This is a genomic window from Lentzea sp. CA-135723 (genome assembly GCF_050936595.1).
Lineage (GTDB): Bacteria > Actinomycetota > Actinomycetes > Mycobacteriales > Pseudonocardiaceae > Lentzea.
This window is the reverse complement of the sequence record NZ_JBNJMK010000001.1, coordinates 5,591,956-5,618,178: the sequence shown is the minus strand read 5'-3', so window position 1 is coordinate 5,618,178 and position 26,223 is coordinate 5,591,956. Positions and strand designations below refer to the sequence as shown.

Here is a 26,223-nt window from a genome sequence, read left to right as displayed (position 1 = left end):
TCATCAGCAGGTCCTCTTGAGAGCGGGCTTGAGCCGACAGGCCCGCAGCAAGATTCATCCGGCCGTTGCCGGACCGTGCTTCGACACACATACCGGGTGGCTCTACGCTACGCGCTACCCGGCATTCGCCGGTCACGTCCTCCGCTTCTCTTAAGCGAGTTTTCGGCGATGAATCATGTCCTCACCGCGCTCAACGAGCGCCTCGGCAAGTTGTTCGGTGACCGGCTGGTAGTGCTGGCCGGTGGTACCCGTCTGGCGAAGCGCGCGCAGGAACTCCATGCGCTCGGCGCTCGCCATACGCTCGTGCTCGATACCGACGATCACGCGCCGCTGCATGATTCGCAGATCGCCCGCTGGGTCTCGCTGGGCATCAAGGGCAGCCTCGTCGCGGTCGAGCAGCGCCGTCTCGGCAAGCTGCTGACCAAGCCGGGCGCCGAGGTGAAGGCGATCCTGGGCGAGTTCGACGCGCAGCGCGAAGCCGTCGTGATCAGCACGCCCTACAACGAGATCAGCGAGTTCCAGGGCCGTCCGGTGATCAACGCGCGCGAGCACGACTGGGTCACCCTGGAGAACAAGACCACCATCGACGCGCTCTGGGACGAGCTGTCCGCCCGCCGCGCGCCCGCGATGGTGTTCGACCTCGACTTCGAACGCCTCTGGGGCGCCTCGGAGATGCTGGACCGCGGCGCCGGCGTCGTCTGGTCCGGTGACGGCCCCGCGATCAACGGCGGTGCCAACTTCGTGCGCCGCGTGCGGTCGTACGAGGAGGCCAAGGAAGCCTTCGAGGTGCTCGCGCCCAAGTGCGACCAGGTCCGGGTCATGCCGTTCCTGGAAGGCATCCCGGTGAGCGTGCACGGCATCGTCTTCCCGGACGGCACCGCCGTGCTGCGCCCGATCGAGATGGTCGTGCCGCGCCGCCAGGGCCAGGCCAAGTTCCTCTACGCGGGCTGCGCGTCGTTCTACGACCCGCCCGTGTGGATCCGCGACGAGATGCGCAACCTGGCCCGCCGCGTCGGCGAGCACCTGCGCGGCACCGTCGGCTACCGCGGCACGTTCACGCTGGACGGCATCGCGACCGAGGACGGCTTCCTGCCGACCGAGATCAACACCCGCTACGGCGGGGCGATGGTGTGCTTCGAGGACGCCGTCCCGACCCTGCCGCTCGCGCTCGTCCAGGTCGCCCTCGTGGCCGGCTGGGACCTCGGCATCTCCTCGATGGAGTTCGAGGAGCTCGTGCTGCAGGCCGCGGACAACCACCGCGCCGGTGCCGTGGGCGCCAACGTCCGCGCCGTGCAGCCGACCGAGGTCGACGAGCGCCGGGTGATCTTCACGGGCTGGGCGTGCCGCCTCGCGCACGCCGACGAGCCCGCGCACGCGACGCTGCGGCTGTCCCCGTCGCCGATCGGTGGTCGCCTCGACCTCGACCTGCACCGGGAGAACATGCCGGTGGGCGCTCCGGTGGCCGCGCTGACGGTGGCCGCGTTCGCGCTGGCCGACCAGGAGTGGGGGACGGGCCTCGGTGCCCTGGAACCCGCGATCGCGGTCGAGGACACGACGCCGGTCGAGGAGACCTTCGAAGAGGCCGTGATCGCCTAGAACGGACTACCAGGCGCCCTCGTCGCCGTACGCGGAGACGAGGGCGGACCGGTAGCCCAGCAGGGCGGCGGTGACCTCACGGGGCTGGTGCGCGGGCCGCACCAGCCCTTCGCCGAGCACCTTCGGCAGGTCCACGTCGAGTAACTCGGGAGCGTCCTTCAGCAGCGCCACGGCGATCTCCGCGGCGTCCGCGAGCATCTCCTCGTTCGGCAGGTCGACCATCTCGTTCATCAGCCCGACGACGAACGACGGCAGCTTCTCCGGCACCGCGCAGGCGAGCGCGACGAGGCACGCGACCCGTTCGGACGCCAGCGCCTCGAAGATCTTCGGCGCGCCCTGGGCGACGGCGTGGCGGGTCTGCGTCAGCCAGTCCGGCGCGGTGCGGGGCAGCTCGCGGCCCAGCGCGTTCCAGCGGCGGTGCGTGCGCCTGCCGTCCTCGGTGAAGCCCTTGCCCGCCAACGCCATGGCGGCCAGCAGGAAGATCACCCGGTCCCGCACGTCGCCGGTGACCTTGTAGGACGCCCCCAGCTCCACCAGGAACGGCACGGCGCAGAACGAGGCCTCCGACACCGTGTCGTCGGTGAGAAGCCGGTCAGCGAGCGATGAGAGCGCATCCAGGCGCACGTCCGCGTTCGCGTCCATCAGGGAGCGCAGCAGCCGGGGCACGCGACCGGCGCCACCCCGGCCGTCGTAGACCTCGGTCCAGGAAATCCTGTCGAGGCCGCGCAACGGGTCGGGCCGTTGCCAGGCGCGCGGCAGCTCCATAGGCGGGAAAGGTACGGGATGGCACGGAAACCTCCTCGGCGCCTCGCCCGTACGATCTCGCCGTGTCCTTCTCGGTGGCCGACATCTTCTCGGGTGCGGGCGGCATGAGCTTCGGCTTCCACGCCCACCGCGACTTCCGGGTGGTCGGTGCCGCCGACGCGCAGATCGGCAAGCCGAGCTCGAAGCTGGGTTCGTTGCGCTGCAACGACACCTACCGCGTCAACATCGGCGTCGACCCGCTGGAGGTCGACCTCGGCAGGGTCTCGCCCTCGGCGTTGCGCGAGGTGTGGGGCCTCAAGCGCGGCGAACTGGACGTGCTGCTGGCGTGCCCGCCGTGCTCGGGCTTCAGCCGGATCAGCTCCCTGAACCACCTGCGCGACGACCCGCGCAACTCGCTGGTCGGCCGGATCGCGGTGTACGCGCAGGAGCTGCGCCCCAAGGTCGTGCTGATGGAGAACGCACGCGAGCTCGTCAAGGGCAAGCAGCGGCACCACTTCAACAGCCTCGCCGAGGAGCTCACCCGAATCGGGTACTCCGTCTGGGGTGGCACGCACATGCTCTCGAAGTTCGGCCTGCCGCAGCTGCGCGAGCGGACGCTGATGGTCGCCGTCGACGGCGGTCTACCGCTGCTGACCTTGGACGACCTGTGGGAGGGGCGGGTGATCCGGCCGTCCGCGACCACCGTTCGCCGGGCCATCGGCAAACTGCCCGCGGTCGAGGCGGGCCTGGCCGATCCGGAAGACCCCATTCACGTCTCGCCGACCTTTTCCCAGGACCGCAGTCTCGAAAGAATGCGGGCGATTCCGGCGAACGGCGGATCGTGGGCTGATCTGCTCCGCTCACCCGAGACCGCCGAGTTGTTGAATCCGGCACAACGCAAGATCGTCGAACAGCAGAACTGGGGTTCCCACCCGGACGTCTACGGCCGGATGTGGTGGGACGAACCGGCCAGGACGATCAAAAGGGAATGCGGCCACGTCGGCAACGGGCGATATGCCCACCCCGTCCAGCACCGGCTGTGCACGGTCCGCGAGATGGCGCTCCTGCAGGGGTTTCCGCGCCAGTTCCGCTTCGACGTCTCGATTCTCGGGAACGCGTACCGGCACGTCGGAGACGCCGTTCCGCCACTCATCGCCTACCAGTTGGCCGGACTCACGCGCTGGATTCTCACCGGCGACCGCCCGGAACCCCGCGAGATGTGCCTGCGCGGCACCTCGCTGCGTCCGGGTGACATTCGTCCCACCGAAGTCGCCGAATTGGTCGCGTAGTCGGTTGAACCGCTAACGGTGATCATCCGTAGCAGGTTGCACCAATTGGTAACTGTTCGGCAACGAATCTAACGTCACCTGACGGAATGAATGCATCGCAGGCCTATCCACTGTGGACACCCTGAGTATGTTTTGGCTGCTCACGCATAGTGGGTGATGCTCTCCTTACCTCACTCATACGTGTGTCACCCCATCGGCTAACGTCCCGGTCGCTTCCTGTCGGTTCAGTGTCGATGTCGACGTGCCGACCGTCCCGACGGATGTGACTGCTTCCCGCCGCGTTCGGGCTAACTTCAGTGAGCAAGAGGAGACCCATGGCTTCCCGGTTCAGGATCGGCACCGCGCTGCTCGGCGCGACCGCCGCCCTCGCGTTCTCGGCCCTTCCGGCCAACGCCGATGTCGTCATCACCCCGGACCGCGGCGACCAGCCCAAGGGCGAGAACGTCGCGCTCAAGCGCGGCGTCGGCAACCTCCCGGACCACGGCGAGAACTACCTCGACACCTCGGTCATCAAGCTCCGCATCAAGGACCAGGACGAGACGAAGGTCTACGCCTACTGCGTCGAGCTGCCGACCCCGCTCAAGGACGGCGACCACCTCCGCGAGTCGCCGTGGGGCACGCACCCCAACAAGGACTCGAAGTTCCCGCAGAACGCGGGCAAGGTCCTCTGGATCCTGACGAACTCGTTCCCGGCCCTCTCGATGGACGACGTCAAGAAGAAGTGGGGCAACCAGTTCTCGAAGGAGGAGACGATCGCGGCCACGCAGACCGCGATCTGGCACTTCACCGACGGCGCTGAGCTCGACACGAACGACGGCCGCAACAAGCAGGACGTCAAGGACCTGTACGCGAAGCTCGTCGAGCAGGCCGAGAAGAACGAGATCAAGGACCAGCCGAAGCCGACGCTCGAGATCGAGCCCGTCACGCAGACCGGCAAGACCGGCGAGAAGATCGGCCCGTTCACGGTCACCACGACCGCGTCCGAGGTCAAGCTGACGGCTGACCTCCCCGAGGGCGTCACCATCACCGACGAGGCCGGCAACCCGCTGCAGGTGCAGAAGAAGGGCGACCAGCTCGCCGTTCAGGGCACCGGCGACAAGATCTCGAAGTTCTTCGTGAACGTCCCGGCCGGCGCCAAGGACGGCGAGGCGAAGTTCAAGCTCTCCGCCGAGGCCACGCTGCAGGCCGGTCGCCTGTTCGTCGCGAAGGACAAGGCGTCGAACGGCGACGACGGCAAGGCCCAGTCGCTCGTCGTCGCCCAGCCGACCAAGGCCAAGGTCGAGAAGGAAGCCAAGGCGGACTGGAAGGCCGGCGTCGTGCCGCCCACCACGACCACCACCACGGCCACGACGACCACCACCACGACGACGGACTCCACCCCGCCGTCGACCACCTCCTCCACCCCGGCCAACCCGGCTCCGGGTGGCGGCGAGGACGACCTGGCCTCGACCGGTGCGTCCATCCTGTGGCCGCTGCTCGGCGGTCTGGTCCTCGTCGGCGCCGGTGTCGGTGCGCTGTTCGTGGTCCGTCGCAAGAAGGCCGGCGCCTGATCTAGGCAGCCAGCCCCCAAGACGAACGCCCCCTGGTTCCGCGCCGGAGCAGGGGGCGTTTGCCTTTCCTCAGAACAGTTCCGAACGGCTCACCAGCGGCTCTTCACGCCCGCCACGGAGATGTCGCCGTCGGCGATCGCGGCGTCCCGGTCGGACGACGCACCGGAGAAGATCGCGCGGGCGGGGTCGCGGAAGTTCTCCACGACCTCGACGCGCTGCACCGGCTTGGCCGTCGGGATGACGGTCTCCGGCGACCAGAAACGACCCAGCCGCACCAGGTACGTGTTCACGTTCGGCTTGCCGTCCTCGGTGGCGTAGACGCGCCACGTGAACAGGTCCACCTGCTCGACCTCACGGGTGCGCAAGCCGCGGGCGACCTCCTTGGTCTCCCACTTGCGACCGTTCCAGACGGACAGGAAGTTGTGCAGCGGGCCACCGGCCTCGTCGCCCATGAACCACAGCACGAACGGCTGCCCCAGGGTCGAGCCGACCTGTTGGATGTAGTCGGGCGACTTCACGTTGTTCGGCAGGGTCAGCGGGGTCTCCGCGATCTTCAGGTACTTCTCCTGGTCGGCGTCGTCGATCTGGGTGCCCAGATCCTTGCCGGACGCCGAGTAGAAGTGCCGGTTCTGCGGGTTGAACCACGTGTAGTACATGTTGCGGTGGTAGCGGTCGTGCTTGTTGCCCTCGGGACCACCGCCGGCGAGCGTGTAGGCGATCAGCACGCGGCCGTCGTCCTGCAGGCGGAGCTGGCCGATGTAGATCTCGTTCATGTTGTCCGCGCGGGCGGTCGAGCCGATCGCGAAGCGGTCACCGGTCAGTTCCGTGGAGGTCTTCCACGTCTTGCCGTTGTCCTTGGACACCACGTAGAGCATCGGGCGCGTGTCGGTCGGCGTCGTGCCGTCGAGGTCACGCGTCGTCTCGCGGTAGAACACGTAGATCGTGCCGTCACGCGTGACGAACGGCATCGGGTACGTGGCCGCGTTCTTCGAGAGGAGCGTCTCTTCCCAGACGCCGTCCGCCGAGTTGGGCTGGGGCGAACGGGACATGCGCAACTCGACGTTGTGCATCCCGCGGAAGATCAGCAGGTGCCCGTCCCTGGCCTGGACCATGGTCGGGTAGTTGTGCGTGTCGTTGGCGCCGTCCGCGATGCGGTTCGGCGCGGACCACGTGGACTTGCGGTGGTCGTACGTCTGGACGTAGCTGTCCTCGTACTGGCCCGCCCACGAGATGAACGTCTTGTTCACCTTCTTGTCGTAGACGCCGCCGGCGACCGGACGCCGGTCACTGCGGGCCGCGACGGACGAGGCCGTGGTCGTCACCGTGAACTTCGCGTTCCCCTGAACGTCGGCCGTGGCGTTGGCCGAGGAGACCGCGACGAGCGGCAACAGCAGCACTGCGGACATAACTCCACGCAGGAGTCGTGCCATCGAACATCCTCCTGGTTCTGACCGCGACGGCGGCCGACCCAGGCGGCGGTATCGACATCTTTGTTGTCACCCAGCCAACTTGTCCAGGCACAGTTAGCGTGATCGCGGCTATCAACACGCGGGGCCCACTCGGGTACCCTGCGTCAGGGACGAAGGAGCACCACATGAACTTCGACGAGATCAAGAACAAGGCCATGGACCTCGCCGAGCAGCACCACGAGCAGGTCGACAAGGGCGTGGACGCCGCGGCGGACTTCGTCGCAGGCAAGTTCGGTCACGAAGAGCAGGTCGACTCGGTTGCCGAGAAGATCAAGGACATCCTTCCAGGTGGATGAGTGAACTCCTTCAACGCCACTGACGCAGGGCGGGTCACCTCTACCGGAGAGACCCGCTCTCCTTCTGCCCGCAGGCCGGACATGATCACCTGGCAGGGCATCCACGAGCCGAGGCTGGAGCAGGTCCGCCTGCTCCTCTCCAGCGACCAGCGCCTCAGGGCGTCCGGCCGCCTGGTCGCCGCAGGCCCCGACGAGCAGTTCAACGCCTCCTTCGAGGTGTCGGTGGGCGAAAGCGGCCAGGTCAACCGCCTGCTGCTGCGCACGGCCACCGTCCTCGAAGAGCGCCAGTGCTCGCTGTCCCGCACCGAGGACGGCGCCTGGCTGGTCGACCACGGCCAGGGCAGCAAGCGCGAGACGTTCAACGACGCCCTCGACGTCGACGTCCAGTTCGCCGTGCTGTTCAACGCCATCCCCATCAGGCGCCTCGGCCTGCACCGCGAACCGGGCGAACACGCCCTCCCCGTAGTGCGCGTCTCGCTGCCTGATTTGTCCGTTCGCGCCGTCACCCAGACGTACAAGACGGTGTCCGTGGGGGACGACGTCTCGGTGGTGCGGTTCAAGAGCGGCGGCTTCGAGCAGAACATCAAGGTCGACCCCAACGGCCTCGTGCTGGAGTACCCGCTCATCTCGAAGCGAATTTAGAAGGTTTCCAAGAAGTACTTCCTTCGTGGCGAGTCGCATCCAAACGATGGAAGGGAAGCCCGCGGTGGTCCTAGCTTCCGACCATGCCGAAAAGAATTTCGAGCGTGGTCGGCCGCTCCTTCGGTGATGGCGTCCGCGACACCATCCACGCAGCAGGCATGACCCAGCGCCAGGCCGCCGAGCGCGCCGGCTGGGAAGAGCCCAAGGTCTCCGACCTGGTCAACGGCAAGGGCGGCGTCACCGAGGTAGAGCTGGCCCTGCTGCTGGGCCTCTGCCACACCCCACCGGACGACGCTCAGCACCTGCTTGCCCTCTACCGCGAATCGCGAGAAAAGGGCTACCTCGTCTTCCCCGAAGACGGGTTCACCGACCAGGTGCGGTCGCTCATCGAGCAGGAGCGCCTCGCCAACAAGATCACCATGTGGTCGATGAACGTGATTCCGGGTCCCCTCCAGATCCCCGATTACATCCGCGCACTCATCGAACGGTCCGTTCGCGCCAAGAAAGTGAACGTTGCCGAGGTGATCGCCGCGAAGACGGCGCGCCAGGGGATCTTCCACTACAGCCGAACCTTCCTCTTCTACCTCCACGAGCACGCCCTCCGGCTGCAGGTGGGAGGCGCCGACGTGATGCAGAACCAGCTCCTGCACCTCCTCGCCATGATCAACCGGAGCTACGTCACCGTTCGCGTCGTGCCCAGCTCCTACGGGGCACACGCAGGGCTTTCCGGTTCCTTCCGGCTCCTCAACTACGACAAGTTCGAGCCGGTCGTGTTCACGGAAACCGAGAACTCGGGCCTCTTCGTCGAGGACAAGACATCTCTCGCCACCTACGTCGACGTGCTGAAGCTGCTCGACGCTCAAGCCTTGGATGCGGAACAATCAAGGGAGCTGATCACCAGCATCCTGGCTTGAGGAGGCCCTCGGCATGTCGATGTGGCGGAAGAGCAGCTACAGCCCCGTGGACAACTGCGTCGAGGTCGGTCGTGGCATCGGTATCCGCGACAGCAAGGCGCCGACCACGCACCTGCCCGTGTCGGACAAGGCGTGGTCGGCGTTCCTCAGCACCGTGAAGTCCCGCTAGAGCATCTCTCCCAGCACCTCCGGGTCGATCACGATCGGCGCCGGCCGGTACGCGGGCGGCTCCACCCCCATCAGCGCGCGCACCAGGAAGTCCCACGCCTTCGTGCGCACGTAGGCCATCCGGTCGATGAACAGGTGCTCGGCACCGGGCACGATCACCAGCTCGAACTCCTTGCCCGCCGTGATCAACGCGTCCGCCAGCCGCAGCGAGTGGTCCGGGTGCACGGTGTCGTCCAGTTCGCCGTGCACCAGCAGGAGCTTGCCCTCCAGCCGGTCCGCGATCTCGACGTTCGACGCCCGCTCCCACGCCGACGGGTTGTCGGCGCCGTCGACGTTCTCCGCCCACCCGAGCCCGATGTAGCGGGCGTCGTGCGAACCAGACAGAGCCACACCGGCCCGGTACGTCGAGGGGAACTCCAGCATCGCTCGGCCTGCGGCGAACCCGCCGCCGGAGTGGCCCATGACGCCCACTCGACCCAGATCCATCCACGGTCGTGACGCGGCCAGTTGTTCCAGTGCCGCAACGTGGTCTTCCAGGCTGCCGGCCGAAGCAAGACTGCCGGAGAGGAACGCGGCCGAACGGCCCGGCGTGCCTCGGCCGTCCAGGGCGACCACCACGAAGCCGAGTGCTGCCAACGGTTCCGCGTCCAGGCCCATGCCGCCGGGGTCGAAGCACGGGTCGACTCGCGTGACCTGCGGGCCGGGATAAACGCTGTCCACCACGGGATAGCTCGAACCGGCATCGAAGCCGGCGGGCTTGTAGAGCACGCCGTACACATCGGTCACGCCGTCGGCCGCCTTGACGCGGAAGCGTTCCGGGGCGGTCCACCCCGTTGCCGCCAGCCGGCTCACGTCCGCGGTCTCCAGCGGTACCAGCACCGAGCCGTCCCACGAGCGCACGACAGTCACCGGCGGTGTGTCCACAGTGGACGCCGAGTCGACGAACCACTTGCCGGACGGCGAGACCGTGACGACGTGGTCCAGCGAGTCGTCGGTGACGACCCTGAATCCGGTCCCGTCCAGCCCGACCTGGCACACCGTGCGCCGGTACGGGTCCTCGGGAACCAGGCCCGACGCCACGAACGACACGACCCGGGATGCCTCGTCGACGTGCAGGATCTCGCGGACCAGGAACGAACCGGACGTGACCTGGCCCAGCAGTTCGCCGGTGTGCAGCGAGTGGCGGTACAGGTGGCCCCAGCCGTCGCGCTGCGAGAACCACAGCACCTCGTCGGCGAGCACCCGGACGAGCGGCTGGCCGTACATGAACTGGTTGGGGCCGACGCGATCGGACGAGGTCTCGCTGACCACGTCCCGCACCTCGCCGGTCCGGGCGTCCATCCGCCGGAGCGTCAACGTGCGCTGGTCGCGGGGTCGCGACAGGAAGTAGACGGCCGTGCTGTCCGAAGACCACCAGGCCCAGCCCGCCATGATCGGCGAGAACTCCGGCATCAGCAGCGGGTCGCACTGGGCGAAGACGGTGGTGCCCGCCTCCACGTCGAACACCACCAGCGAGGCCAACGGCATCGACGGGTCGCCTGGGTAGGCGTAGTGCTGGACGTGGGAAACCGGGGCGCCGCCGGAGGCCGGACGCGATTCCAGCAGCACCGTCTGGCGCACCGAACGCTGGTCGGTGCGGTGGGCGAGGACCTTCGACGAGTCGGGGGACCAGGCGACAGCGGGGGGCATGTGCGGCATGCCGAACTTCCGCATCAGCGTGCCGTAGCTCATGGCGTCCGGGCCGTAGCCGTAGCCGAAACCCGGAACCCCATCGGACGTCAGCGCCCAGGAACGTTCGCCGGAACGTGCCTGCAGGTCGTGGCCGGAACGGGAGACCGCGATCTTGCCGTCCGGCGAGGTGACCTCCAGCGGGTTGCCGGGGGCCGGGATGAACGGCATCGGGTCGAAGCCGGGGGTGCGGGTGCCCGCGGCCACGTCCACGACCACGAACTCCCGGGCGGCGCCGTCGCGGACCTGGTACCAGAAGCGGTCGCCGTCGATCCACTGTGGACGGACGCGGTCACCGACGACGAGCTCGCCGGGGGCTGCGGGACGGCGGAGGAGTTGTTCTGCGGCTTGGTAGTGGGCGTCGGTGATCATGGAAGTCTCCCCAGTGGTGAAAAGTCAGAGGCTGCGGGCGGTGATGTCGCCGTACGACGTGGTGGCGCGGATGGTGATGGCGTCCGTGCCGTCGTTGCGCAGCGAGTTGGTGACGCGGCCGTACGAGGTGCCGGCGTCGAGCGATGCGGACAGCGGTGAGGCGACGGTGATGTCGCCCTTCAGGGTGGTGATCTCGGCGGATCCGGTGAGGCGGCCGATCGTCACGTCACCGGCCTGGGTGTTCACCCGCACCGCACCGGCCTCGTCGATCTTGATGTCGCTCTGCGCTGCCTCGAACGCGATGTCGCCGAGCCGGCCGACGCCGCGGAACTCGGCGCTCGCGGCCTTCGCCTCGACGCGGGAGCCGGTGGGCAGCTGGACGGTCACCTCGACGGCGCCGGACGAACCGAGCAGCTTGCTCGGCGAGGAGTTGATCCGCAGCACGCCGTCGGCGAACGAGACCTCGACCTTCGAGGCGGCGCGCACGTCGCGGCCGTGCGAAGCGTCCAGGGGCAGGACCTCGACGGCGGTGTCGGCGCGGTCCGCGGCGATGAACTGGACCCGGCCGGCGGGGATGTCGAGGACGGCGGCGATGGGGGCGGGGGTGGCGAAGGTCTGCATCTCGATCTCCTGTGGCTCGTTGTTTCCGATGTGCAAAAAGCTACGTTGCGTTTCCGGATCTCGGCAACAAGTTCGTTGCGACGAGAGTGAGGAACAGCAGCTCAAAGCCACAAGATCGTTGCAACGGGCTGTAGATCTAATGCAACGTGCGTTGCAATGAAATCACGGTGAACGCTATGCTTGAGCGCATGCCAGGAGGTCGACTCACCCAGCAGGAACGCCGCCAGATCGCGATCGGGCTCGCGGACGGTCTCGCCTACGCGGAGATCGCCAGAAGCCTCGACCGGCCCACCTCGACGATCACCCGCGAGGTCATGCGCAACGGCGGCCCGGCCGGGTACAAGGCCGACATCGCCCACCTCGCCACCGAACGCCGCGCCCAGCGCCGCAAGCAGGCGACGCCCCGCAGAAGCCAGGTGCCACCACGCGCTGACGGCCGCGACCCCGAAGCCGTGCGGGCGTTCGAGGAGGTGTTCGCGGGCATCTTCATCGGCCAGGGTCTGCCGAAGATGCCGGCGAGGGCGCTGGCGAGCCTCTACGCCACCGACGAGGGCAGCCTCACCGCGTCGGAACTGGTGGCACACCTGCAGGTCAGCGCGGCGTCGGTGTCGAAAGCCGTGGCGTACCTGGAAAGCCAGGGCCTCATCGGCCGCGTGCGCGACGAACGCCGCCGCGAGCGGTACGTCGTCGACGAGGGCGACATCTGGTACCAGTCGATGATCGCGAGCGCCGCCGGTACGACGACGCTCGCCGAGGCCGCCCGCCACGGCGTGAGCAGCCTCGGCCCAGGCACCCAGGCCGCGACGCGACTGGAGAACATCGCGCGGTTCCTGGACTTCGTGAGCGAGAGCATCGTGCGGGCCGCCGAACAGGCCCGCGACATCCTGCACCCCAAGAGCTAGTGCCGGGCTAGACCCGCACCGCCACGGCCACGCCCTGCCCGACGCCCACGCAGGCCGCCGCGATCCCGATGCCGCCACCTCGTGCCCGCAGGTGGCGGCACACGTCGACGATCACCCGCGGCATCGACGCGCCGAGCGGGTGGCCGTACGCGATCGCGCCGCCGTGGACGTTGACCTTCTCCTTGTCGATCTCGGGAAGGTGGTGCACCACCGACAACGCCATCGCCGCGAACGCCTCGTTGATCTCCCACAACGCGACGTCCGCCGCGTCGATGTGCAGGCGCTTCAGCAACTTCCGGATCGCCGACACGGGCGCGACGGTGAACCGGTGCGGCTCCTCGCCGGTGGTCGCCGACCCGAGCACCTCGCCCAGCGGTTCGACGCCGAGCTCCGACGCGATCGCCTCGGTGCCGAGCAACGCGGCCAGCGCGCCGTCGTTCAGCGGCGACGCGTTGCCGGCGGTCACCGACCCGTTCTCGGAGAACGCGGGCTTGAGCTTCGCGAGCTTCTCGACGCTGGTGTCCGCGCGGACGTTCTCGTCGCGCCGGATCGCCGTCCCGTCCGGCAGCTGCACGGGGAACGCGAACCCCTCGTGCACACCGGCATCCCAGGCCGCCGCCGCACGCCGGTGTGAGCGCAACGCGAAGTTGTCCATCTGCTCGCGCGTGATTCCCAGCTCCACAGCCACGTTCTCGGCCGCGAGCCCCAACGGCACGGTGTAGTGCTTGGGCATGCGCGGGTTCACGAGCCGCCAGCCGAGTGCCGTCGACACGGTCTCGAGCCGGTCGGGGAACGCCTTGTCGGGCCGGGCCGTCACGAACGGCGCCCGCGACATCCCCTCCACGCCGCCGGCGACGATCAGGTCGGCGTCCCCGGTGATCAACGCCCGCGCGCCCTGGATGATCGACTCACCACCCGACGCGCACAGCCGGTTCAGCGTCACGCCCGGCACGGAGACCGGCAGCCCCGCCAGCAACGCGGCCATGCGCGCGACGTTGCGGTTGTCCTCGCCGGCCCCGTTCGCGTCCCCCAGCAGCACGTCGTCGATGCGTGCCAGGTCGAGCGACGGGTAGCGGCGCAGCAGGTCGACGATCGGCAGCGCCGCGAGGTCGTCCACGCGGATGCCGGACAGACCTCCCCGGTACCTGCCGAACGGCGTGCGGGCGGCGTCGATGATGAGTGCGCGGGCCATACGACCCATCTTGGAGCAATCAGGGCTTGAGCAAAAAGGGAACGTACCCCGTTTCCGGATGTACCTCTGAATCGGTGCTGAACGCCTTCACCTCGATGGCGTGCGCCCCGGCGGTCATGGCCGTGGCGTTGAGGGAGATCCGCCACCTGCCTGCGGCGGAGGGCCCGTCGGCGGTCGTCGGCACGGTCGCGATGTGGTTGCCGTCGAGCCTGATCTCGAACCCGGCGAGGCCGGCGACGGCCGTGTCCAGGGCGGCGATCCGCACCTCCAGCACCACCCGGCCGCGGTTGAACGCGGCGCCGTTCTCGACGGGCTGGCCACTCGCGTCCAGGACCTCGGGCACGGGGTCGGCGAGCGTCGGCTTGGCGTCGACCAGCGGCGTGCCGGGCTGGCGTTGCGGGGTGGGTTTCGACCCGGTCAGCTCGACGTCGGTGTGCGTGATCTGGATGCGTTCCTGCGTCTCCAGCTGGACGTTCACGTTGTCCGTGAACGCCTCCCTGGGCAGGTCGGCGACGGCCGGGTACTCCGCGCCCGGCTTCCACGGCGTGCCCTCGACGGCCGGGCGCAGCGGCACCGCGACGCCGTTGACCTTGATCGACGTCAGCGGCTCGCTCTCCCGCGCGGGGATCAGCGCGATGCGCAGCTGACCAGCGGTGACGTCCGGAATGGGATGGGCGCTGGTGGCGGCTGGACCGTCCACGCGCACCTGCGGCGTCGGGCCCGTGGGCGGCACGTCGACCTTGGCGGTGCGGTAGCCGATCAGGTCGACGCCTGCCCGGATCCGGTCGCCCGCCAGCGCCGCGACGCCGATCAGCGCCGTCGCCTCACGCCACTGCGGCACGAACGGCGAGGTGGCGACGACCTCGCCGTTGCGCAGGACCCTGGTGCCCTCGGAGGTGAGCGCGATCTCCCACAGCACGCTCACGCCCGGTACCGCGGGTGGGATCGCCTTGACCGAGGTGCCGTCCGGGGTGAGCTCGACGATCGAGTTGCCGGAGTTGTCGGTCGAGACCGTGGCGCGGACGGTGTTCGGCGGCGCCGGGTCGCCCTGCACGCTGACCGGGCCCGGCACGAGGTCGAGCAGCAGCTTGCCGCCGGTGCCGGGGGCGTCGGTCTCGACGGACAGCCTGCTCTCGCCGTCGTCGGAACGGACGAACGGCGTGCGCGACCTGAGCGTCACGGCACGGGTTCCGCAGCTGCTGCTGATGATCAGCCGCTTGCTGTCCTCGCCGTCGCCGGAGGTCGCGCGGGCGCAGTCGGTGCGCTTGGAGAGCCTCCACCGCTGGAGGTCGGGTTCGTCGTTCTGGTCGAAGCGGTCGGCGTAGGTGTACTCGGTGCGGTCCGCCTGCGGGCTCGCGGTGGCCTTCGCGGGCTGGGAGCGCTGGCCGAACTCGTCCACCGCGCGGATCTCGACGTCGACCGGCCGGTCGTTCTCCAGGCCGTTCAGCTGGGTGCCGGGCCTGGTGACGAGCTTGACCCCGCCTGCCCAGCGCACCTCGTACGCGGGCGCGTCGCCGGTCCAGGCGAGCCGCAGCCGGTGGTTGCCGGGGTCGGCCTTGACGCTCGCCGGCACGCTCGGCCTGGTCTGCGGGCCGGGCACCAGCACCTGGTCGGCGACGAACGGCTTGAGCTTCGTCGGCGGGGGAGGTGCGGACGGCAAGCCGTCACTCCCGCCGGTGTCGCGGAGCACGATCACGCCCGCCACCAGCGCGATGCCCACGACGGCGAAGGCGACCCGCTTCATAGCGTCACGCTAAGGCGTTCACCCCAGCTGGAACACGGTTTCCGCGATAACGGGTTCGCCACCGTCCGCCGGAAGGACGCTGAGCTTGAGCCGAGCGAGTGACCCGGCGGGCACCGAGCCGGTGTCGAGCCAGAACTCGTGCCTGCCCGGCACGCCCTGGCCCTGCTCGTTGGTGGGCAGCGCGACGATCCGCTTGCCGTCGAGTTCCAGCTCGATGCCGCGGTGGCCGATGGCGTTCACTTCGGCCGTGACGAGCACACGGCCGTTGCGCGGCAACGGTTGTGGGGGCTTGGTGCCGTCCTCGTGCATGACGTGCAGGCGTGGCCCGCCGGTCTTGATGCCCGCCGGCCGGTCCGTGAGGCGGGGGAGCGCGCCGGGGCGGCTCTCAGGCTTGCGGATGACGACGAGCTGGGCGTTCAGGTCGGCAGGGACCTTCCTGGTCGCGAGCGGCAGGTCGGTGACGTTGTTGTCCGACACCAGCTTCGCGGCGACCGCGTCCGGCGGCAGTTCGACGTCCTGGGTGAGGGGGAGGACCTCGGTGGGCACGACGCGTTCGGGCACGCCACCGACGCCGAACGCGTCCAGGAACCCACCGCCGTCGATGCGCACACGCGGGTGCACCAGCCGTTCCTTGATCGCGACGGGCTCGTAGGCGACGACGACGCCGTCGCGGAGCGCCACCACGGCGTCCGGCAGCACCCGCATCTCCCAGCGGTGCCGCACGCCCGCCACGAGCCCGGTCATGGGGGCGTCGCCGAGGGCGATCTGGCGGTCCGTGCGGGGGAGTTCGGGGTCGGCGATGATCCGCGTGCCCTGCGTGGTGACGTCGAGGCTGACCGCGCCCTTCGGCTGCGCGTCCGTCTCCCTGAGGTACTGGTAGGGATCGGGCAGCAGGGTCAGCCTGACGTGGCTCGACTCGACGGCGCCGGCGACGCTGATGATCGCCCGGCCGGTCGCGCCGTCGCTCGCGGGCACCCCGAACCTGATGGGCGTGTTGGACTGGAACGCCGCCATCGGGCAGTCGACGTCGATGCGCTTGGCCGTGCCGAACGGCCGCAGCCCGAGGCACTCGGGTTCCGCCTCGACCCGCCACTTGCGGGGGTCGAGCGCCTCCGGCCCGTCGAACCTGTCGGTCTGGCCGACGAGCAGGTCGTCCCACTTGTCGTCGTAGACGTCCTTGGGCGTCGCGGCGATGCGGAGCGGCTCACTGCGCTTCCCCGTCGCGCTGACCGCCCGGACCTCGACCTGCGTCTCCTCGTCGGGGTTCAGCCCGGCCAGCTCCACCTCGGGCGTGGGCACGAGCTGCTCGTTGCCGTTCCAGCGCACCTCGTAGGCCGACGCGGAGCCGTTCCACGCGATCTGCAGCGCGTCGGCGTCCAGCGCCTGAGCCCTCGGATTGGCGGGCCTGGTCGGCTCCTGCGACGCCACGACCTCGACGCCGTCGGCGACTTCCTTCTTCAGCGTGTCCGGCGCGTCCCCGCTCCGAAGTGCCACGACGGCACCGACGACGAGCGCGAGACCACCGAGCCCACCGGCGAGCGTCCGTCGATCCACCCGGCGACCCTACGACGTTTCCGCGTGGGCGGTGCTGCCGTTCAGCCCAACCACCCGTCCACCGCGGGACCCGAGATTCCGGAGGGCCGCGAGCGCCCCCGGCTTGGTCAGATCGATCGTGATCGGCGTCCTGGTGGGCTGGTTGACCAGCGCGTTCCTGCCCTCGTGCCCGGCCTCGATCGTCTTGGCGAGCCCCCCGGTGGACGCCAACGACCCGCGCGCCGCCCCCAACCTGCCGAGCGCGTCGTCCACGGCCATCAGCAGCGCGTCCCGGTTCCCCTCGCACATGGCCCGCACGAGCTCGGGCCGACTGCCCGCAACCCGCGTCCCGTCCCCGAAGCTGCCGGCGGCCAACGCCATCGCGAGCGGCCCGCCGTCGGCCCCGACGGCGGCGAGGATCGCGGCCATGATGTGCGGCAGGTGACTGATCCGCGCGACCGCCTCGTCGTGCTCCTCGGGCGTCGTCGGCACCACGTGGGCCCCAAGGTCGAGCGCGAGCTGCACGACGTCGTTGAGGTGGTCGTCAGCCTCCTCCGGCGTGACGACCCAGGCGGCGTTCCGGAAGAGGTCCGCCGTGCCCGCGTCCCACCCGCTCCTGCTGGTGCCGGCCATGGGGTGCCCGCCGACGAACCTGGTCTCGGGCGCGTACCGGTGCACGGCGTCGTGCACGGGCCCCTTGACGCTCGTGACGTCGGTGAGTCTCGTGCCTTTCGGGACCTTCCGCAGCAGGTCAGGCAGTGCGGGCAGCGGCACGGCCAGCACGACCAGCGCCTCGGGGTCACGGCCGAGAGCCTCGTCCACCGTGACGATGTCGAAGCCCTCGGCCCGCGCCTTCTCCGCGTCCTCTTTGCTCGCCGTCGCACCCCACACCGTGCGCCCGGCAGCCTTGGCGGCCCGCAGCACGGAGCCGCCGATCAGTCCCAGTCCGATCACGCACACGTCTCGCACGGCGCCCATCATTCCGTGCGACGCGTACCTGCTCCTACGACGGTCTGGTCATCCGCTGCTGGTGAGGCGCCGAAGCACGACCACGGCGCCTCGCCAGCTCAGGCTGGTGACCGCGACGGCACCGGCGACCGTGCCGAGGGTGGTGAGCGCTGCGGCGAACGGCTCGTAGCCGTGGTCGATCAGCCACACCGTGAAGCAGAGCGTCGCGGTGATGACCAGGGCGTGCGGCATCGCAAGCGGTTGATTCATTGCCTGAACTCCATCGAAATCGACGATTGGCCGAGCCGGTCCGGTAAAGGAGCTGACACATCCTCACCGGACCGGCGAACCGATTCAACCACGTCGACCAAAGGGTTTGCGCACGTCAGGCTGTGCATAACCCTTTACCGCTCGCGTTTCGCTTTACCGTCGGAATTCGTGTTCACCGAAATACGATTTCGGTGAAAGCTCAGCGGAGGGCGTCCAGCGCGAACGCCGCGTACATCGCCACCCCGTGCTCCATCGCGGCCTCGTCGAACAGCACCCGGTTCGAGTGGTTGGGCGCCGCGTCGTCCAGCTCGATCCCGCGCGGGCACGCCCCGAGGAACGCCAGCGCCCCCGGCACCCGCTGCAACACGTACGAGAAGTCCTCGGCGCCCATCAACGGGTCCGCCATGGGCTCACTCCACGAAGCGCCCATCGCCGTCGCCGCCAGGTCGACGACGTGCGCGCCCACCACGTCGTCGTTCACCGTCACCGGATACCCCGGCACGATGCTGACCTCGGCGTGGCAGCCGTATGCGGCGGCGGTGTGCTTCACGGCCTGCTTGAGTTCGCGGTGCACGAGCGCGCGCGTCTCCTCGGAGAGGGTGCGGATCGTGCCGTCGAGCGTGGCCACCTCGGGGATGATGTTCGTGGTCGTGCCAGCGTTGATCTGCGCGACCGTCGCCACGGCGGGCTGGTGCACGCTCACGCGCCGGCCGAGCATCGTCTGGATCGCGCCGACCATCGCGGCCGCTGCCGGGATCGGGTCCAGGGCGTTGTGCGGCATGGCGCCGTGGCCGCCGCGGCCCTTCACGTGCACGTGGAACGTGTCGGCGGACGCCATCATCGGGCCCGGCCGGCAGGTGACGACGCCCGACTTCATGGTCGAGGTGATGTGGAGCGCGAACGCCTTCTCCACGCCGTCGTCGAGCAGGCCCTCCTCGATCATGTACCGGGCGCCGTGGTGGCCCTCCTCGCCCGGCTGGAACATGAAGAGCACGCGGCCGCGCAGGGCGTCGCGCCGGTCCGCCAGCAGGCGGGCGGAGGAGGCCAGCATCGCCACGTGCGTGTCGTGGCCGCAGGCGTGCATGGCGCCGTCCACTTCGGACGCGAACGGCAGGCCCGTCTCCTCCTGCAGCGGCAGGCCGTCCATGTCGCCGCGCAGCAGCACCGTCGGGCCCGGCTGGTCGCCTTCGAGCACGGCCACGACCGAGGTCGTCGACTCGCCCTTCGTGACCTTGAGCGGCAGCCCGTCCAACGCGTGCAGGATCGCCGCCTGCGTCTTCGGGTTCTGCAGTCCCTGCTCGGGGTGCTTGTGGATCTGCCGCCGCAGCGCCACCGTGCGGGGCTGGAGCGAACGAGCCCCTTCGAGCAGTCCGGCGAGACGGGGGTCCGGCGTAGTTGTGCTCATCTACCGATGGTGCCACCACCTCGGCTACCGGGAAGGTCGTCTGGGCCCTACGGTGTGCACATGACACAGCAGGAGCCGGTCAACGGCTTCGCGGTCGCGGTGGTCCGGGAGGACGGCCGCTGGCGGTGCAGCAGGATGGACAGCTCCGCGCTGTCGGAGCTGGACGCGGCGATCACGGAGCTGCGCCAACTGAGGTCGACCGGAGCCGTGTTCGGGCTCCTCGCCGTCGACGACGAGTTCTTCATCATCCTCCGCCCCGTGCCGGGAGGTGTGGCGCTGCTGCTGTCCGACGCGGCCGCCGCCCTCGACTACGACATCGCGGCGGACGTCCTCGACCTCCTGCGCGTCGAACCGCCCGACGAGGAGGACAACGACATCTGGCCGGAGGGCGACCTCGGCATCGTCGCCGACCTCGGCATGCCGTCGCACGAACTCCAGATCATCGTCGACGAGGTCGACCTCTACCCGGACGAGCAGCTCCAGATGATCGCCCAGCGCATCGGCTTCATCGACGAGTTCACGAAGCTGCTCGACACGATCCAAGCGTGATCACCTCAGAAGCCATGATCAGAGCCGCCCTCAAGGCGGCAGCGTCCTCCGGCGACGACGTCCCGATCGGCGCCGTCGTCTTCGCCCCGGACGGCACCGTCCTCGCCGAAGCCTGCAACGCCCGCGAGGCCCTCGGCGACCCCACCGCCCACGCCGAGATCCTCGCCCTCCGCGACGCGGCTCAGAAGCACGGCGACGGCTGGCGCCTCGACGGCTGCACCCTCGCCGTGACCCTCGAACCCTGCACGATGTGCGCCGGCGCGTTGGTGCTCGCCCGTGTTTCGCGTCTCGTCTTCGGCGCCTGGGAGCCCAAAACGGGCGCCGTGGCCTCCCTGTGGGACGTCGTCCGGGACCGCAGACTCAACCACCGGCCGGAGGTCGAGGGCGGCGTGCTCGAACAGGAGTGCGCTGACCTGCTCGAACGCTTCTTCCGGACCCAGCGTTAAACCGCTTTGGACGGCTGTGTATTGTTCTTATCGGTGGCGTGTCCGAGCGGCCGAAGGAGCACGCCTCGAAAGCGTGTGAGGTGCAAGCCTCCGTGGGTTCAAATCCCACCGCCACCGCTGCTCAGAGCCCCGATCACCACATCCGGTGATCGGGGCTCTGACGTTTCGTCTCAGTTGTCGTCTCAGTTCGTCTTCCGCTCGACCGCCGCTGCCCTCCAGTGATCGGGCGCGTAGATCGCGGCGATGTCGCCTTCCGCGTCTCTGATGACGAGGTGCCCATCGCTGGTGTTGATCGTGTGCTCCCCTTCGTACTCGTCTCTGGCTGCCGTACCTGCGACCTTCACCACAACGCTCATGCGAAGAGCGTCGGCCTGTTGAGATCGATCGTTACGCCGCATCGACGTTCGAGCTTGGCTTCCAGAGCAGCTCACCGACACGCTGTGCCACGTCACGCCCTTCTTGCGTCTTCAGAACCTCATCGCCGCCAGGAACTTCTCCAGCAGCCCCGCGTCCCCGCTCACGGCGAGCCCTTCCGCCCCGCGCCGCTGGTACAGCGCCAGCACCAGGTCGAACGCCGGCCCGCGCACCGTCACGTCCGCCTGCGCGCGGTCCGGCACGACCCGCGGCACGTCACCGGTGAGGTCGACGGTCCACTCGCGCCGGACGTCGGTCGCCTCGAAGCACAGGCGGCCTGCCCCGAGCAGTTCGGACGCGGCAGGGCGCAGCTCGAAGATGATCTCCACGATGGTCGTCATCCACTCGTGCAACGCGTCGTCGGCCAGCCGCTCCTCGACGGAGAACGGCAGGCCGAGCGCCTCGAACGCGTCGAAGCGGTGCATGACCGTCTCCTGGGCCATGCGGGTCGACCAGAAGTCGGGACCCGGCCTGCCGGGGCGCAGCACGGCGATCATCTCGTCGGGGTGCACCTCCGACATGGCCGCGGAGATCAGCGATGCGCCCTCCAGCAGCCACGGGCCGAGCTCGGCGGCGCTCTCGCCCGTGTACCCGTCGACCGAGTGCGCCGAGCTGAGCGACCTGTCGATCTCCGGGAACCGCTCGGCGACCATCTGCGCGACCCAGCGGTGCGCATGGCCGACGTGGCGCAACAGCTGGTTCAGCGTCCAGCTCGGCGTCGCGGGCACCGGAACCGACAGATCGGCGTCGCCGATGCCGTCTACCAGCAGAGAAGTCTCGGAAACGATCACGGCGAGGCGGTCCGGGTAGCTCAACGTCCCCATGACTGAAACGTACGCCTGTTCACGTACTTGATCACTGCCTGAGAGCTGCCTGTCGACTCTCGGCAAGAGGTTGATACTTCAACCTCTGCTCGGTAGAGGTGTTCGTGGGCGCACCGTCTACGAAGGAGCGAAGGATGCGCAAAGCGTTGACCCGCACCGTGATCGGCCTCGCGGCTGCCACGGCGCTCGCCGGCGCGGCAGCCATGCCGGCGGCCGCCACGCCTGCAGACCCGGAGACCGGGCTGTCGTTCTACGTCTACAAGCAGTGGAAGTTCGTCGCGAACTTCCCGCAGCCCGACACCGGGTGTCACCTCTTCCCGCAGGGCGCCGACCTGCTCGTCGGCTGGAGCGGCCTGGAGAACGTCCGCGCCTACTCCACGCCTGACTGCACCGGGCAGTACGCGTCGCTCGGTACGCTGCGCAGCGTCGTCCCGGGCTACGTCTCCTTCCGCACCGAGTAGCGGTCGAAGGTGGGCCCGCGCCCGGACGGGGTGCGGGCCCACCCGGACGTCAGAACTTCACGCGGTCCAGCATCAGGTCCAGCAACGCGCGGTCGCCGAACACCTCAAGCCCGTCGAGAGGCCCCCGCCGGTACACGGCCAGCACGAGGTCGACGACGGGGCCGCGCACGGCCACCGACGCCTTGGCGTGCCCCTCCGTCACGACCGGCGCGGCGCCCGTGAGATCGATCACGAACTCCGCCTCCACGTCCGTCGCGTGCAGGTGCACGGTGCCGCTCCCGGCGAGAGCCGCCGTCTCCTCAGGCCAGCGCGTGAAGGCGTACGGCAGCGCGAGACCGGTCCACTCGCGCAGGGTGTCCTGCGCGATCTCGGGGTCCAGCGTGAACGGCACGCCCACGGCGTTGCACGCGTCCCACCTGTGGATCACTGTCTCGTGCGTCATCCGCCTCGACCACACGCGCGGGCCGGGATGGCCGCCCAGCGGCGCGATCATCTCGTCCGGGTCGGTCGCCCGCAGCACCTCGGCGAGCGACGCCGCGCCCTCCCGCAGCCACGGGATCAGCACGGACGGCGACTCACCCACATACGACGACAGGTGTTGCGCGCCGTTGCGGGAGAAGTCGATCTCCGGCAGCCTGTCGCGCAGCATCGAGTCGGCCCAGCGGTGGGCGTGGCCGATGTGGCGGAGCAACTGGTTCAGCGTCCAGTCCGGCGCTGACGGGACCTGAATGCCCAGGTCGACGTCGTCCAGGGACGAAACCAGCAGTTCGGTTTGGTTGACGATCTCAGCGCAGCGGCGCTCGTAGCTCGGGATCCCCACACGCCAAATGTAGGGACGCCGGCCGGTGCCTGGGAGGGGCCCACTGGCCGGCGTTCCGAAATCGAGCATACACCATGATCGAACACTTGTTCGAGTGATCATTGGCGACACAACCGGTTAACCGTTAGTAACAACGGCTACCAAAGCTCACTCGATCGAGGAAAGATGCGTCGGTCCGCCGCATCCCCTGGAGGAAGTTTTGAGACCCACCCTGCCCGTCGTCGGGACAGCGGTGGCGGCACTCGTGCTCGCCGCCGTCCCCGCCGTCGCCGCACCCAGCACCGACGCGTTGATCTCCGAGGTCTACGGAGGCGGCGGCAACTCCGGCGCCACGCTGACCAACGACTTCGTCGAGCTCGCCAACAAGGGCGCGACCCCGGTCTCCCTCGACGGCTTCAGCGTCCAGTACATCTCGGCCAGCCCCGGCGCGAGCACGCAGTGGGGCGTCACCCCGCTGACCGGTTCGGTCGCGCCCGGCAAGACCTACCTCGTCGCCGAGGCCAAGGGCACCGGCGGCACGGTCGCGCTGCCGACCCCGGACGCCACCGGCACCATCGCCATGAGCGCCACCGGCGGCACCATCGCGCTGGTCTCCGGCACGACGGCGCTCACCTGCAAGACGGCGGCGGACTGCGCGGCCGACAGCAGGATCAAGGACCTCGTCGGCTTCGGCACGGCCGCGGTCCGCGAGGGCACCGCGACGCCCGCCCTCACCAACACCACCTCGGCGTCGCGCAAGGCCGGTCTCCCGGACACCGACGACAACTCGGCGGACTTCACCACCGGCAACCCCACCCCGGTCAACTCCAAGGGCGAGACGACTCCGGGCGGCGGCGACCCGGACCCCGACCCCGAGGACCCGACCCCCGGCGACAAGCGCATCCGCGACATCCAGGGCGTCACGCGCGTCTCGCCGCTGGTCGGCCAGAAGGTCACCAACGTCCCCGGCGTCGTCACCGGCACGCGCGCCACGGGTGACCGCGGCTTCTGGATCCAGGACACGGCTCCGGACAACGACCCGCGCACCAGCGAGGGCGTCTTCGTCTACACCGGCGGCAGCGCGCCGACCGTCGCCGTCGGCGACAGCGTCGTCGTGAGCGGCACGATCGCCGAGTACCGGCCGGGCGGTGAGACGGGCTCCCTGCAGACCCTCACCGAGATCACCACGCCCACCACGATCACGGTCTCCAAGGGCAACCCCGTCCCGGCGCCGGTCGTCGTGAAGAACGTCCCGGCCGGCTACCTGCCCGCGCCCGGCGGCAGCATCGAGCAGGTCCCGCTGGAGCCGGCGAAGTACGGCCTCGACTACTTCGAGTCGGTCGAGGGCATGCTCGTCCAGGTCGACGACGCCCGCGTCGTGGGCCCGTCCAACACGTTCGGCGAGGTCTGGGTGACGGTCAACCCCGACCAGAACAAGAACCTGCGCGGCGGCACCACGTACCCGAGCTACGACCAGCAGAACAGCGGTCGCCTGAAGATCAAGACGACGGGCACGCTGCCCGCGGCGAACGTCGGTGACGTGTTCGCCGGCGCGACCGTGGGCGCCATGGAGTACACGAACTTCGGCGGCTACACGCTGGCGGCGCTGAACCTCGGCCAGCACGCGTCGTCCAACCTGCAGCGCGAGATCACCGCGCAGCAGAAGGAGTCCGAGCTCTCGGTCGCGACCTACAACGTCGAGAACCTCGACCCGTCCGACCCGCAGGAGAAGTTCGACCGGCTCGCGGACGGCGTCACGACCAACCTGCGCAGCCCTGACGTCCTCGTGCTGGAGGAGATCCAGGACAACAACGGCGCCACCAACGACGGCGTCGTCGCGGCGGACCAGACGCTGCAGAAGTTCTCCGACACGATCTTCGCCAAGGGCGGCCCGCGCTACCAGTGGCGGCAGATCGACCCGGAGAACCTCAAGGACGGCGGCGAGCCCGGCGGCAACATCCGCGTCGGCTTCTTCTTCAACCCGCAGCGGGTGTCCTTCGTGGACCGTCCCGGCGGCGACTTCAAGACGCCCGTCCAGGTCGTCAAGAAGAACGGCCGCGCCGCGCTTTCCGTCTCACCGGGCCGGATCGACCCGCTGAACGACGCGTGGGCCAACAGCCGCAAGCCGCTCGCCGGCGAGTTCAAGTTCCGCGGCCGCACGGTCTTCGTCGTCGCGAACCACTTCAACTCCAAGGGCGGCGACGAGGCCATCCACGGCCGCTTCCAGCCGCCGAACCGCACGTCCGAGGTGCAGCGCGCCAAGCAGGCCACCGCGCTCAAGACGTTCACCGAGCAGATCCGCGCGATCGACAAGGGCGCCAACGTGGTGCTCGCGGGCGACCTGAACGACTACCAGTTCTCGCCCGCGCTGAAGACGCTCACCGGTGACGGCAACCTCAAGGCGCTGATCGACACGCTGCCCGTCAACGAGCGGTACAGCTACGTCTTCGAGGGCAACTCGCAGACGCTCGACCACCTCGTGATGAGCAAGAACATCACGCGCTTCAACTACGACGTGGTGCACATCAACGCGGAGTTCGCCGACCAGGCGAGTGACCACGACCCGCAGATCGTCCGCGCCCGCCCGTCCACGGGTGACGCGAACGTCGACAAGATCGTGTTCGCGATCGAGGACATCCTCGACTGCCTGAAGAAGTAAGCACGGCAACGAGAAGTGGCCGCCACCTCGGTGAGGTGGCGGCCACTTCCGCGTTCACTCCCCGGACGCGGCGGCGGTGGCCGCGGCGGTCACCCCGGCCTGGATCGCTTCCACCGCACGGCGAACGGCGTCGCCCGCCCAGTTGCCCCGCGCGATCTCCTTGGCCCGCCGCCTGATCTCGCGCTTGTCGCCAGCGAACACCTTGTGCACGGCGTCCACCGCGTGCAGCAACGTGATCAGCGACCCGATCCGCGCGTCCGCACCCCGGTACCCGTGCACGACCTCGCCGACGTCCTCGCGCAGCTTCGCGGCCCCGGCCTCGTCGACGATCGGGTAGCTCTTCGCAGGGAAGATCCCGAGCACCTTGCGCGGCTCGACCCGGATGGTCCCGTGGTCCTGCAGCTGCCGGATCACGTTGTCCCACAACCGCTTCCGCACGCGCTCGACCGCCGACTGCGGCCGCAGCGGCTTGGTCAGCAGGCCGAGCGCGTCGTTCAGCACCTGGTCGTTCAACGGCGACGGGTCGACCATCGCGAGCTTCTTGCCGTTGGGCTCGAACGCGACGCGCCCCGCCTCGACGAGCTCGATCAGCACGGCGCCCGCCAGCGCGTTCTCCGCCGCAGACCCGCTGACGTGCAGCCGCCCGGTCTCCGGGACGACGAGCAGCAGCGCCGGCTCTCGGGGCAGC

The 26,223-nt window shown here is 69.2% G+C and carries 27 protein-coding genes and 1 tRNA gene; 13 read left to right on the top strand and 15 right to left on the bottom strand.

Annotated features, from left to right (window positions below):
• Positions 1 to 150: 150 nt before the first annotated feature.
• Positions 151 to 324 (bottom strand): hypothetical protein, encoded by a 174-nt coding sequence (locus ACQEU1_RS25750; RefSeq protein WP_433206663.1) that lies wholly within the window; start codon positions 322 to 324, stop codon positions 151 to 153.
• Here ACQEU1_RS25750 and ACQEU1_RS25745 point away from each other — a divergent pair.
• Positions 304 to 1,596 carry a hypothetical protein gene (locus ACQEU1_RS25745; RefSeq protein WP_433206660.1) on the top strand — a complete coding sequence of 431 codons (1,293 nt, stop codon included), beginning with the start codon at positions 304 to 306 and terminating at the stop codon, positions 1,594 to 1,596. The genes ACQEU1_RS25750 and ACQEU1_RS25745 overlap by 21 nt on opposite strands.
• A gap of 6 nt (positions 1,597 to 1,602) precedes the next feature.
• Here ACQEU1_RS25745 and ACQEU1_RS25740 read toward each other — a convergent pair whose 3' ends face one another.
• Entirely contained in the window at positions 1,603 to 2,361 is a 759-nt protein-coding gene (locus ACQEU1_RS25740; RefSeq protein ID WP_433206657.1) for a hypothetical protein, read from the bottom strand.
• 62 nt (positions 2,362 to 2,423) lie between these two features.
• On the opposite strand from ACQEU1_RS25740, the gene ACQEU1_RS25735 reads away from it, so the two are divergent.
• Positions 2,424 to 3,629, top strand: coding sequence for a DNA cytosine methyltransferase (locus tag ACQEU1_RS25735; protein ID WP_433206654.1), 1,206 nt, complete (start codon positions 2,424 to 2,426; stop codon positions 3,627 to 3,629).
• A gap of 314 nt (positions 3,630 to 3,943) precedes the next feature.
• Positions 3,944 to 5,179, top strand: coding sequence for a thioester domain-containing protein (locus tag ACQEU1_RS25730; protein ID WP_433206651.1), 1,236 nt, complete (start codon positions 3,944 to 3,946; stop codon positions 5,177 to 5,179).
• Between the two features lie 89 nt (positions 5,180 to 5,268).
• Here ACQEU1_RS25730 and ACQEU1_RS25725 read toward each other — a convergent pair whose 3' ends face one another.
• A complete protein-coding gene (locus ACQEU1_RS25725) occupies positions 5,269 to 6,609 on the bottom strand; it encodes a BNR-4 repeat-containing protein (RefSeq protein WP_433206648.1) in 1,341 nt (446 codons plus the stop codon).
• Positions 6,610 to 6,773: 164 nt separating this feature from the next.
• Between ACQEU1_RS25725 and ACQEU1_RS25720 the strand changes: the two genes are divergently transcribed.
• The 4 genes from ACQEU1_RS25720 to ACQEU1_RS25705 all read left to right on the top strand — a co-directional run bounded on the left by ACQEU1_RS25720 (position 6,774) and on the right by ACQEU1_RS25705 (position 8,669).
• On the top strand, positions 6,774 to 6,944 hold the full coding sequence (locus tag ACQEU1_RS25720; RefSeq protein ID WP_433206645.1) for an antitoxin: 171 nt from the start codon (positions 6,774 to 6,776) through the stop codon (positions 6,942 to 6,944).
• 81 nt (positions 6,945 to 7,025) lie between these two features.
• Complete coding sequence (locus tag ACQEU1_RS25715) at positions 7,026 to 7,586, top strand: putative glycolipid-binding domain-containing protein (protein WP_433206642.1); 561 nt, start codon at positions 7,026 to 7,028, stop codon at positions 7,584 to 7,586.
• Positions 7,587 to 7,690: 104 nt separating this feature from the next.
• Positions 7,691 to 8,500, top strand: a complete 810-nt coding sequence (locus tag ACQEU1_RS25710; RefSeq protein ID WP_433206639.1) for a Scr1 family TA system antitoxin-like transcriptional regulator — start codon at positions 7,691 to 7,693, stop codon at positions 8,498 to 8,500.
• A gap of 13 nt (positions 8,501 to 8,513) precedes the next feature.
• Complete coding sequence (locus ACQEU1_RS25705; protein WP_433206636.1) at positions 8,514 to 8,669, top strand: DUF397 domain-containing protein; 156 nt, start codon at positions 8,514 to 8,516, stop codon at positions 8,667 to 8,669.
• On the opposite strand, the gene ACQEU1_RS25700 is transcribed toward ACQEU1_RS25705, so the two are convergent.
• Positions 8,666 to 10,768, bottom strand: coding sequence for a prolyl oligopeptidase family serine peptidase (locus ACQEU1_RS25700; protein WP_433206633.1), 2,103 nt, complete (start codon positions 10,766 to 10,768; stop codon positions 8,666 to 8,668). The two genes, ACQEU1_RS25705 and ACQEU1_RS25700, sit on opposite strands and share 4 nt — an antisense overlap.
• A gap of 24 nt (positions 10,769 to 10,792) precedes the next feature.
• The gene (locus tag ACQEU1_RS25695; protein WP_433206630.1) at positions 10,793 to 11,389 is read right to left on the bottom strand and encodes a DUF4097 family beta strand repeat-containing protein; all 597 of its coding nucleotides are present in this window, start codon (positions 11,387 to 11,389) and stop codon (positions 10,793 to 10,795) included.
• A 188-nt stretch (positions 11,390 to 11,577) separates the two neighbouring features.
• Between ACQEU1_RS25695 and ACQEU1_RS25690 the strand changes: the two genes are divergently transcribed.
• Positions 11,578 to 12,291 (top strand): helix-turn-helix domain-containing protein, encoded by a 714-nt coding sequence (locus tag ACQEU1_RS25690; RefSeq protein WP_433206627.1) that lies wholly within the window; start codon positions 11,578 to 11,580, stop codon positions 12,289 to 12,291.
• A gap of 7 nt (positions 12,292 to 12,298) precedes the next feature.
• On the opposite strand, the gene ACQEU1_RS25685 is transcribed toward ACQEU1_RS25690, so the two are convergent.
• The 6 genes from ACQEU1_RS25685 to ACQEU1_RS25660 all read right to left on the bottom strand — a co-directional run bounded on the left by ACQEU1_RS25685 (position 12,299) and on the right by ACQEU1_RS25660 (position 19,383).
• Complete coding sequence (locus ACQEU1_RS25685) at positions 12,299 to 13,483, bottom strand: thiolase family protein (RefSeq protein WP_433206623.1); 1,185 nt, start codon at positions 13,481 to 13,483, stop codon at positions 12,299 to 12,301.
• 19 nt (positions 13,484 to 13,502) lie between these two features.
• The gene (locus ACQEU1_RS25680; protein WP_433206620.1) at positions 13,503 to 15,227 is read right to left on the bottom strand and encodes a hypothetical protein; all 1,725 of its coding nucleotides are present in this window, start codon (positions 15,225 to 15,227) and stop codon (positions 13,503 to 13,505) included.
• Positions 15,228 to 15,245: 18 nt separating this feature from the next.
• Positions 15,246 to 16,781 (bottom strand): hypothetical protein, encoded by a 1,536-nt coding sequence (locus tag ACQEU1_RS25675; RefSeq protein WP_433206617.1) that lies wholly within the window; start codon positions 16,779 to 16,781, stop codon positions 15,246 to 15,248.
• Positions 16,782 to 16,790: 9 nt separating this feature from the next.
• On the bottom strand, positions 16,791 to 17,738 hold the full coding sequence (locus ACQEU1_RS25670) for a prephenate dehydrogenase (protein WP_433206614.1): 948 nt from the start codon (positions 17,736 to 17,738) through the stop codon (positions 16,791 to 16,793).
• A gap of 39 nt (positions 17,739 to 17,777) precedes the next feature.
• The gene (locus ACQEU1_RS25665; protein ID WP_433206611.1) at positions 17,778 to 17,978 is read right to left on the bottom strand and encodes a hypothetical protein; all 201 of its coding nucleotides are present in this window, start codon (positions 17,976 to 17,978) and stop codon (positions 17,778 to 17,780) included.
• Positions 17,979 to 18,177: 199 nt separating this feature from the next.
• Positions 18,178 to 19,383, bottom strand: a complete 1,206-nt coding sequence (locus tag ACQEU1_RS25660) for a M20 metallopeptidase family protein (RefSeq protein WP_433206608.1) — start codon at positions 19,381 to 19,383, stop codon at positions 18,178 to 18,180.
• A 60-nt stretch (positions 19,384 to 19,443) separates the two neighbouring features.
• Here ACQEU1_RS25660 and ACQEU1_RS25655 point away from each other — a divergent pair, with 60 nt between their 5' ends.
• From ACQEU1_RS25655 to ACQEU1_RS25645, 3 genes are all read left to right on the top strand, one after another.
• Positions 19,444 to 19,932: a tRNA adenosine deaminase-associated protein gene (locus tag ACQEU1_RS25655; RefSeq protein ID WP_382442357.1), complete on the top strand. Its 489-nt coding sequence runs from the start codon at positions 19,444 to 19,446 to the stop codon at positions 19,930 to 19,932.
• A 14-nt stretch (positions 19,933 to 19,946) separates the two neighbouring features.
• On the top strand, positions 19,947 to 20,378 hold the full coding sequence (locus ACQEU1_RS25650; protein WP_433211754.1) for a nucleoside deaminase: 432 nt from the start codon (positions 19,947 to 19,949) through the stop codon (positions 20,376 to 20,378).
• 32 nt (positions 20,379 to 20,410) lie between these two features.
• Positions 20,411 to 20,495 (top strand) — tRNA-Ser (locus tag ACQEU1_RS25645).
• Between the two features lie 65 nt (positions 20,496 to 20,560).
• Here the strand turns inward: ACQEU1_RS25645 and ACQEU1_RS25640 are convergent.
• Together ACQEU1_RS25640 and ACQEU1_RS25635 are read right to left on the bottom strand one after the other, a co-directional pair.
• On the bottom strand, positions 20,561 to 20,734 hold the full coding sequence (locus ACQEU1_RS25640; RefSeq protein ID WP_433206604.1) for a hypothetical protein: 174 nt from the start codon (positions 20,732 to 20,734) through the stop codon (positions 20,561 to 20,563).
• A 111-nt stretch (positions 20,735 to 20,845) separates the two neighbouring features.
• Positions 20,846 to 21,616: a maleylpyruvate isomerase family mycothiol-dependent enzyme gene (locus tag ACQEU1_RS25635; protein ID WP_433206601.1), complete on the bottom strand. Its 771-nt coding sequence runs from the start codon at positions 21,614 to 21,616 to the stop codon at positions 20,846 to 20,848.
• A gap of 134 nt (positions 21,617 to 21,750) precedes the next feature.
• Between ACQEU1_RS25635 and ACQEU1_RS25630 the strand changes: the two genes are divergently transcribed.
• A complete protein-coding gene (locus tag ACQEU1_RS25630; protein ID WP_433206598.1) occupies positions 21,751 to 22,077 on the top strand; it encodes a hypothetical protein in 327 nt (108 codons plus the stop codon).
• A gap of 49 nt (positions 22,078 to 22,126) precedes the next feature.
• On the opposite strand, the gene ACQEU1_RS25625 is transcribed toward ACQEU1_RS25630, so the two are convergent.
• Positions 22,127 to 22,897, bottom strand: coding sequence for a maleylpyruvate isomerase family mycothiol-dependent enzyme (locus ACQEU1_RS25625; protein WP_433206595.1), 771 nt, complete (start codon positions 22,895 to 22,897; stop codon positions 22,127 to 22,129).
• Between the two features lie 199 nt (positions 22,898 to 23,096).
• On the opposite strand from ACQEU1_RS25625, the gene ACQEU1_RS25620 reads away from it, so the two are divergent.
• Positions 23,097 to 25,535, top strand: coding sequence for an endonuclease/exonuclease/phosphatase family protein (locus ACQEU1_RS25620; protein ID WP_433206592.1), 2,439 nt, complete (start codon positions 23,097 to 23,099; stop codon positions 25,533 to 25,535).
• 54 nt (positions 25,536 to 25,589) lie between these two features.
• Here the strand turns inward: ACQEU1_RS25620 and ACQEU1_RS25615 are convergent, their stop codons facing one another.
• Entirely contained in the window at positions 25,590 to 26,222 is a 633-nt protein-coding gene (locus ACQEU1_RS25615; RefSeq protein WP_433211751.1) for a GOLPH3/VPS74 family protein, read from the bottom strand.
• Between the last annotated feature and the right edge of the window lies 1 nt (position 26,223).

Bases quoted from the DNA above. Each gene is read 5' to 3' on its own strand.
- ACQEU1_RS25630 (WP_433206598.1), top strand. From the start codon at position 21,751: ATGCGCAAAGCGTTGACCCGCACCGTGATCGGCCTCGCGGCTGCCACG.
- ACQEU1_RS25740 (WP_433206657.1), bottom strand. From the start codon at position 2,361: ATGGAGCTGCCGCGCGCCTGGCAACGGCCCGACCCGTTGCGCGGCCTC.
- ACQEU1_RS25720 (WP_433206645.1), top strand. From the start codon at position 6,774: ATGAACTTCGACGAGATCAAGAACAAGGCCATGGACCTCGCCGAGCAG.
- ACQEU1_RS25665 (WP_433206611.1), bottom strand. From the start codon at position 17,978: ATGAATCAACCGCTTGCGATGCCGCACGCCCTGGTCATCACCGCGACG.
- ACQEU1_RS25725 (WP_433206648.1), bottom strand. From the start codon at position 6,609: ATGGCACGACTCCTGCGTGGAGTTATGTCCGCAGTGCTGCTGTTGCCG.
- ACQEU1_RS25660 (WP_433206608.1), bottom strand. From the start codon at position 19,383: ATGAGCACAACTACGCCGGACCCCCGTCTCGCCGGACTGCTCGAAGGG.
- ACQEU1_RS25635 (WP_433206601.1), bottom strand. From the start codon at position 21,616: ATGGGGACGTTGAGCTACCCGGACCGCCTCGCCGTGATCGTTTCCGAG.
- ACQEU1_RS25695 (WP_433206630.1), bottom strand. From the start codon at position 11,389: ATGCAGACCTTCGCCACCCCCGCCCCCATCGCCGCCGTCCTCGACATC.
- ACQEU1_RS25640 (WP_433206604.1), bottom strand. From the start codon at position 20,734: ATGAGCGTTGTGGTGAAGGTCGCAGGTACGGCAGCCAGAGACGAGTAC.
- ACQEU1_RS25650 (WP_433211754.1), top strand. From the start codon at position 19,947: ATGATCAGAGCCGCCCTCAAGGCGGCAGCGTCCTCCGGCGACGACGTC.
- ACQEU1_RS25690 (WP_433206627.1), top strand. From the start codon at position 11,578: ATGCCAGGAGGTCGACTCACCCAGCAGGAACGCCGCCAGATCGCGATC.
- ACQEU1_RS25715 (WP_433206642.1), top strand. From the start codon at position 7,026: ATGATCACCTGGCAGGGCATCCACGAGCCGAGGCTGGAGCAGGTCCGC.
- ACQEU1_RS25685 (WP_433206623.1), bottom strand. From the start codon at position 13,483: ATGGCCCGCGCACTCATCATCGACGCCGCCCGCACGCCGTTCGGCAGG.
- ACQEU1_RS25670 (WP_433206614.1), bottom strand. From the start codon at position 17,738: ATGGGCGCCGTGCGAGACGTGTGCGTGATCGGACTGGGACTGATCGGC.
- ACQEU1_RS25730 (WP_433206651.1), top strand. From the start codon at position 3,944: ATGGCTTCCCGGTTCAGGATCGGCACCGCGCTGCTCGGCGCGACCGCC.
- ACQEU1_RS25655 (WP_382442357.1), top strand. From the start codon at position 19,444: ATGACACAGCAGGAGCCGGTCAACGGCTTCGCGGTCGCGGTGGTCCGG.
- ACQEU1_RS25680 (WP_433206620.1), bottom strand. From the start codon at position 15,227: ATGAAGCGGGTCGCCTTCGCCGTCGTGGGCATCGCGCTGGTGGCGGGC.
- ACQEU1_RS25705 (WP_433206636.1), top strand. From the start codon at position 8,514: ATGTCGATGTGGCGGAAGAGCAGCTACAGCCCCGTGGACAACTGCGTC.
- ACQEU1_RS25700 (WP_433206633.1), bottom strand. From the start codon at position 10,768: ATGATCACCGACGCCCACTACCAAGCCGCAGAACAACTCCTCCGCCGT.